Genomic DNA, 6,000 nt, shown 5'->3' on the forward strand with positions numbered 1-6,000 from the left:
GCCGGCAGGGGTGGAGGCTCGGTGGTGGGTCCGGGACGGTCACGGCGGGAGGGACGCGGACAGGGCCGCCAGGGTCGGGGTCCAGGCGCTGTCCGGCGGGGTGCCGTAGCCGACGACCAGCGCGTCACGCGGCGGCAGCTCGGCCTCCGGATGCCGGAAGCGGGTCAGCCCGTGCAGGGCGAGGTCCTGCCAGGCCGCGGACTGGATCACCGAGCGCTCCGAACCCACCGGGAGGTCCAGCACCGCGTGCAGTCCCGCCGCGATCCCGGAGACCGCCACCCGGCCGCCCACCGCCGCCACCAGCTCGTCCCGCCGCCGCCGGTACCGCAGCCGCATGCCGCGCACGTGGCGGTCGTACGCCCCGGAGGTGATGAACTCCGCCAGCGTGAGCTGCTCCAGCGCGCTGGAGGCCCAGTCGGTGGGCCCCTTGACCGCCAGGACCTCTTCCAGCAGCCCCGGCGGCACCACCATCCAGCCCATCCGCAGCCCCGGCGCCAGCGACTTGCTGGCCGTGCCGAGGTAGATCACCCGGTCCGGGTCCAGACCCTGCAACGCCCCCACCGGCTGGCGGTCGTAGCGGAACTCCCCGTCGTAGTCGTCCTCCAGGATCAGCCCGCCCGTGGTCCGCGCCCAGTCGACGGCCGCCGCCCGCCGCGCCGGGGTCAGGGCGGCGCCCGTCGGGAACTGGTGCGCCGGGGTCAGCAGCACCGCGCCCGCCGCCGCGGTCAGCTCCCCCGTACGGGCCCCCTCCCCGTCCACCCCCAGCGGCCGCGTCCGCAGCCCCGCCCGCACCAGCAGGTCGCGGTGGAAGTCCAGGCCGTACCCCTCCACGGCCACCTCCCGCACCCGCCGCGCCCGCAACACCCCTGCCAGCAGCGTCAGCCCGTGCAGGAAGCCGGCGCACAGCACGATCCGGTCCGGGTCCGCGTACACCCCGCGCGCCCGCGCCAGGTAGCCGGCCAGCGCCCGCCGCAGCTCGACGCGGCCGCGCACGTCGATCCCGTACCCGAAGGCCTCGTTCGGCGCGTCGGTCAGCGCCCGCCGGGCGGCCCTCAGCCAGGCCGCGCGCGGGAAGCCGCCCAGGTCCGGGGAGCCGGGCAGCAGGCTGTACGAGGGCCCCTCGCGCACGGGCCGCCGTACGCGGGCGGCCGCCGCGGGCCGGCGCGGGCGCGCCCGTTCGGCGACCCGGGTGCCGGAGCCCTGGCGGGCCGTGAGCCAGCCCTCGGCGACGAGCTCGGCGTAGGCCTCGGCGACCGTGTTCCGCGCGATGCCCAGATCGGCGGCGAGGGTACGGGAGGACGGCAGCCGGGTCCCGGCCGCCAGCCGTCCGCTGCGCGCGGCCTCGCGCAGCGCCTCGGTGAGCCCGGCCCGCAGCCCGCGCCCGGCGGAGAGGTCCAGATGCAGGTCCGCACCGAAAGTGGCCCAGGAATCCGTCATGAATATGGACCATATCGCCGGGCCGCCTGCCTCCTAGGGTGGATCACATGACCACCACCGCAGAGAACCGGCAGACCCCCTCGCCCTCGCACACCCCCGCGCACGTTCACGCCCCCGAGCACACCCCGCGCATGAACATGGCGAAGCTCGCCCCCGAGGTCTACAAGGCCGTCCTGGCCCTGGAGATCGCCTCCAGGAAGGGCCTGGAGCCGTCCCTCGTCGAGCTCGTCAAGATCCGGGCCTCGCAGGTCAACCGCTGCGCCTTCTGCCTCGACATGCACACCAAGGACGCGATCGCCGCCGGTGAGAGCGTCGAGCGGATCGTGCAGCTGGGCGCCTGGGAGGAGTCGCGGCACTTCTACACCGAGAAGGAGCTCGCGGCGATCGAGTTCACCGAGGCGGTCACCGTTCTGACCGACGGTTTCGTGCCGGACGAGGTGTACGAGAAGGCAGCGAAGCACTTCGAGGAGCGCGAACTGGCCCAGCTGCTGGCCGTCATCGCGACGATCAACGTCTGGAACCGCATCGGCGTCACCACCCGCATGGTGCCGGGCCACTACACCCCGGGCATGTACAAGCAGGTCTGAGCGCAGCATCGAGCCCGGAGAGCCGGTCAGTCCCGCCGGGCCGGGCGCGTCACGGGCTCGATCGCGCCAGAAGGCCCCGGCGCGCAGTGCGCCGGGGCCTTCTGGGAAAGCGGATCGGATCCGTGGATCCGAGGGGATCGGAGAGGATCCGATCAGATCAGGCCGAGCTCGCGGACCGCGTCGCGCTCCTCCGCCAGCTCCTGGACGGAGGCGTCGATGCGGGTGCGGGAGAACTCGTTGACGTCCAGGCCCTGGACGATCTCGTACTTGCCGTCCTTGCAGGTGACGGGGAAGGACGAGATGAGGCCGGCCGGGACGCCGTAGGAGCCGTCCGACGGGATGCCCATCGAGGTCCAGTCGCCCTCGGCGGTGCCGTTGACCCACGTGTGCACGTGGTCGATGGCGGCGTTGGCGGCCGAGGCGGCCGAGGACGCGCCACGGGCCTCGATGATCGCGGCGCCGCGCTTGGCGACGGTCGGGATGAAGGTGTCGGCCAGCCACAGCTCGTCGTTGACGACCTCGGCGGCGTTCTTGCCGGCGATCTCCGCGTGGAAGATGTCCGGGTACTGGGTCGCCGAGTGGTTGCCCCAGATCGTCAGACGCTTGATGTCGGAGACGGCGGCACCGGTCTTGGCGGCCAGCTGCGAGATCGCGCGGTTGTGGTCCAGGCGGGTCATCGCGGTGAAGCGCTCGGCCGGTACGTCCGGGGCGGCGGCCTGCGCGATGAGCGCGTTGGTGTTGGCCGGGTTGCCGACGACGAGGACCTTGATGTCGTCCGCGGCGTGCGCGTTGATGGCCTGGCCCTGCGGCTTGAAGATGCCGCCGTTGGCGGCGAGCAGGTCGCCGCGCTCCATGCCCTTGGTGCGCGGGCGGGCGCCCACGAGCAGCGCGACGTTCGCACCGTCGAAGCCCTGGTTCGGGTCGTCGAAGATGTCGATGCCGGCGAGCAGCGGGAAGGCGCAGTCGTCGAGCTCCATGGCGGTGCCCTCAGCGGCCTTCATGCCCTGGGGGATCTCCAGAAGACGGAGCTTGACCGGCACGTCCGCGCCGAGCAGGTGACCGGAGGCGATGCGGAAGAGCAGCGCGTAGCCGATCTGGCCGGCGGCGCCGGTGACGGTGACATTCACGGGAGTGCGGGTCATGGCCTTCTCCGTTAGACAGCTGGCGGTGGGGCGTCCCTGCCCCATGTGCTGGAGGACGCCGCTCCCCAGTAAATCTTGACGTGAAGAGACATCCGTGGTCAGGCTATCCGACCCGGGGGCGGGCTAATCCCCGGGTCCCTGTGGTGCATGGCACACGCACCCCGTCGTTCCAAGGCGGGAGCGCTTCCGGGTCGTTCATTCGAGGAGGAAGATCCGGCCCGTTCGGCGGCCTTCGATCGACTTGACGTACGCGTGCGCCGCGCGCGGACCGACACCGCGTCGAATCCCGCACTCACGCACGAGTGCGCGTGCCTGCGGGCCGGGCTGTGGTTCGTCGCCACCGGTCAGGCCGCGTCGGTCCTGCCGAAACCGCTGTGCGACGCCCCGCCGCCCGGCGCGGCCGTACGGGAGCTGCCGGGCCGGGGGCGGACGCTGGACGTGCCGGTCCGGGCGGGCACGGAGACCCGGCCGGGCATCGCGGCCACCCTGGCGGTCCTCACCGCACGGTGAAGCGGACCGCGCTCTCCAGGAACGGGATCTCCAGCCACGGCCCGGGTTCCATGACCAGCGCGAGCAGCGTGATCGCCACGCCCAGCACCCCGTACGTGATCATGTCCGTGTAGCGGGAGCGCACCGCGAGCATGCCCACCGAGGGCAGCACGCGCCGCAGCACCGACGCCGCGATCAAGGCCACGCCGATGACCAGGCAGCCGACCCGCGGCTGTCCCAGGGCCGTGACCAGCAGCCCGGCCGCGGTCGCGGTGAGCACACTGAGCATCGGCCACTGACGGGCGGACGTCGACACCGCCCCAGGGACGGCCCGGCCGCTGCCCTCGGGGCGGGCGGTGTCCCGCGTGACGGACGGGAAGCGGCGGGACCTGGCCGCCTCGGCCCCGGGCAGGCCGGGGGTGAGGGGCACCGCAGGCGGGACGGACACGCCGGATGCGACAGGGGTGACGGGTGTGCCGTTCGCCCTGCTCCCGCCGTTGTCGGACGCCTGCCCGGCGTCCGGTTCAGCCTGCACTGGGGGTCCGTTCCGCCGCCTCGACGACATTGACGAGCAGCTGGGCCCTGGTCATCGGGCCGACACCGCCCGGGTTCGGGGAGATCCAGTCGGCCACCTCCGCGACACCGGGGTGAACGTCGCCGACGATCTTCCCGCTCTCGTCGCGGCTGACGCCCACGTCGAGCACGGCCGCACCCCGCTTCACGTCCTCCGGCTTGACCAGGTGCGGCACGCCGGCCGCCGCGACGATGACGTCCGCCTGGCGCAGCAGCCCGGAGAGGTCGCGCGTACCGGTGTGGCAGAGCGTCACGGTGGCGTTCTCGGACTTGCGGGTCAGCAGCAGGCCGATGGAACGCCCGACGGTGATCCCGCGGCCGAGGACGACGACGTGGGCGCCGTTGAGCCCGACGCCGTGGTGGCGCAGCAGCTCGACGATCCCGTACGGGGTGCAGGGAAGCGGGCCCGGCTCGTTCAGGACCAGCCGGCCGAGGGACATGGGGTGCAGGCCGTCGGCGTCCTTGAGCGGATCCATCAGCTCCAGGACCCGGTTGGTGTCGATGCCCTTGGGGAGCGGGAGTTGGACGATGTAGCCCGTGCACTCCGGGTTGGCGTTGAGTTCGCGTACGACCGCCTCGATGTCCTCCTGGGAGGCCGTCGCGGGCAGTTCGCGCTGGATGGAGGCGATGCCGACCTCGGCGCAGTCCTTGTGCTTGCCGTTGACGTACCAGCGGCTGCCCGGATCGTCACCGACCAGCAGGGTGCCGAGGCCGGGGGTGATGCCCCGTGCCTTCAGTGCCGCCACCCGGGCGGTCAGTTCGGACTTGATCGCGGCTGCGGTGGCCTTGCCATCGAGAATCTGGGCGGTCATGCCCCCATCCTCCCGGATGAGGTGGCCCCGGTTCCAGTCAAGGCGCTCAGAGGTGTACAGGGTTCATTGCACTTGCACAACAAGTGACCGGCCGTAGCGCAACCGGCTGGACAAGCCCGGGGCCGCCGGACCACGATGAAACGACTGAGTGCCGCGGGCAGTGCCGGGGGGCGGACCGCACCGTGACAGGATTCCTCCGCGCTCATGCCGTGCGTCCCCGCGCTTCCACGGAGGAACACCCCAAGATGAGTTTCGGCGACCCGCACAATCCGTACGGACAGCAGCCTCCCCAGGCCCCGCAAGGCCAGCCCGGCTACGGTTACCCGCAGCAGGCACCTCAGGGCATCCCGCCGCAGGGCGGCTACGCCTACCCGCAGCAGGCCCCGCAGGGCTACCCAGGCGGTCCCGTCGGATACCCGGGCGCCCACATGGAGATGCCGGGCGGCGTGAAGGCGGCCCGCGTCATCCTCTTCATCCTCGGTGGCCTGCACATCCTGGGCGCGGTCCTCGCGCTCATCGGCAGCGTGATGTTCGCCGCGGCGTTCTCCGAGTCCGGGGACTCGTACGGCAGCAGCACCGACGACGTGCTCGCCCTCGGCGGCGTCTTCGTCGTCATCACCCTCATCGTGTCCCTGGGCTTCGCCCTGTGGGCCATCCTCACGGCCGCCAAGCTCGGCAAGGGCCGTGGCGGCGTCCGCGCCTCCGGCATCGTCTACGGCTCGCTGCTCGCCCTGTTCAGCGGCCTGGGCCTGCTCTTCAGCCTCATCGGGATGAGCGCCGGCGGGGGCACGCCGGTCGGCGGGGCCATCATCTCCCTGCTGCTCAACGTGATCATGCTCGCTCTGGGCATCTGGATCATCGTGGGCCTCGCCAAGGCCGGCGACTACTTCCGGCGCCCGGGCCACTGAACCCGTACGCCCCTGGTACGGCGAAGGCCGCGACCCGCGCAGTGCTGCGGGT

General features: G+C 72.4%; 7 protein-coding genes. 3 read left to right on the plus strand and 4 right to left on the minus strand.

The annotated features are described in order from the left end of the window. Positions 1–39: 39 nt before the first annotated feature. Positions 40–1,437 (minus strand): MocR-like pyridoxine biosynthesis transcription factor PdxR, encoded by a 1,398-nt coding sequence (gene pdxR / locus ACWGIF_RS02205; protein WP_453489672.1) that lies wholly within the window; start codon positions 1,435–1,437, stop codon positions 40–42. Positions 1,438–1,484: 47 nt separating this feature from the next. Between pdxR and ACWGIF_RS02210 the strand changes: the two genes are divergently transcribed. Further along, positions 1,485–2,024 carry a carboxymuconolactone decarboxylase family protein gene (locus tag ACWGIF_RS02210; protein ID WP_453489675.1) on the plus strand — a complete coding sequence of 180 codons (540 nt, stop codon included), beginning with the start codon at positions 1,485–1,487 and terminating at the stop codon, positions 2,022–2,024. 152 nt (positions 2,025–2,176) lie between these two features. Here ACWGIF_RS02210 and ACWGIF_RS02215 read toward each other — a convergent pair whose 3' ends face one another. Continuing rightward, on the minus strand, positions 2,177–3,166 hold the full coding sequence (locus tag ACWGIF_RS02215) for a malate dehydrogenase (RefSeq protein WP_385724635.1): 990 nt from the start codon (positions 3,164–3,166) through the stop codon (positions 2,177–2,179). 252 nt (positions 3,167–3,418) lie between these two features. Here ACWGIF_RS02215 and ACWGIF_RS02220 point away from each other — a divergent pair, with 252 nt between their 5' ends. Next, complete coding sequence (locus tag ACWGIF_RS02220; RefSeq protein ID WP_453489678.1) at positions 3,419–3,676, plus strand: hypothetical protein; 258 nt, start codon at positions 3,419–3,421, stop codon at positions 3,674–3,676. Here the strand turns inward: ACWGIF_RS02220 and ACWGIF_RS02225 are convergent. Both ACWGIF_RS02225 and ACWGIF_RS02230 read right to left on the minus strand, forming a co-directional pair. Then, the gene (locus tag ACWGIF_RS02225; protein WP_453489680.1) at positions 3,663–4,190 is read right to left on the minus strand and encodes a DUF3017 domain-containing protein; all 528 of its coding nucleotides are present in this window, start codon (positions 4,188–4,190) and stop codon (positions 3,663–3,665) included. The two genes, ACWGIF_RS02220 and ACWGIF_RS02225, sit on opposite strands and share 14 nt — an antisense overlap. Continuing rightward, positions 4,180–5,040 carry a bifunctional methylenetetrahydrofolate dehydrogenase/methenyltetrahydrofolate cyclohydrolase gene (locus ACWGIF_RS02230; RefSeq protein ID WP_453489683.1) on the minus strand — a complete coding sequence of 287 codons (861 nt, stop codon included), beginning with the start codon at positions 5,038–5,040 and terminating at the stop codon, positions 4,180–4,182. The genes ACWGIF_RS02225 and ACWGIF_RS02230 overlap by 11 nt, the downstream gene beginning before the upstream one ends. 245 nt (positions 5,041–5,285) lie before the next feature. Between ACWGIF_RS02230 and ACWGIF_RS02235 the strand changes: the two genes are divergently transcribed. Next, a complete protein-coding gene (locus ACWGIF_RS02235; protein ID WP_453489686.1) occupies positions 5,286–5,948 on the plus strand; it encodes a proline-rich domain-containing protein in 663 nt (220 codons plus the stop codon). Positions 5,949–6,000 lie beyond the last annotated feature (52 nt).

The sequence above is a fragment of the Streptomyces sp. NPDC054849 genome (assembly GCF_053610945.1).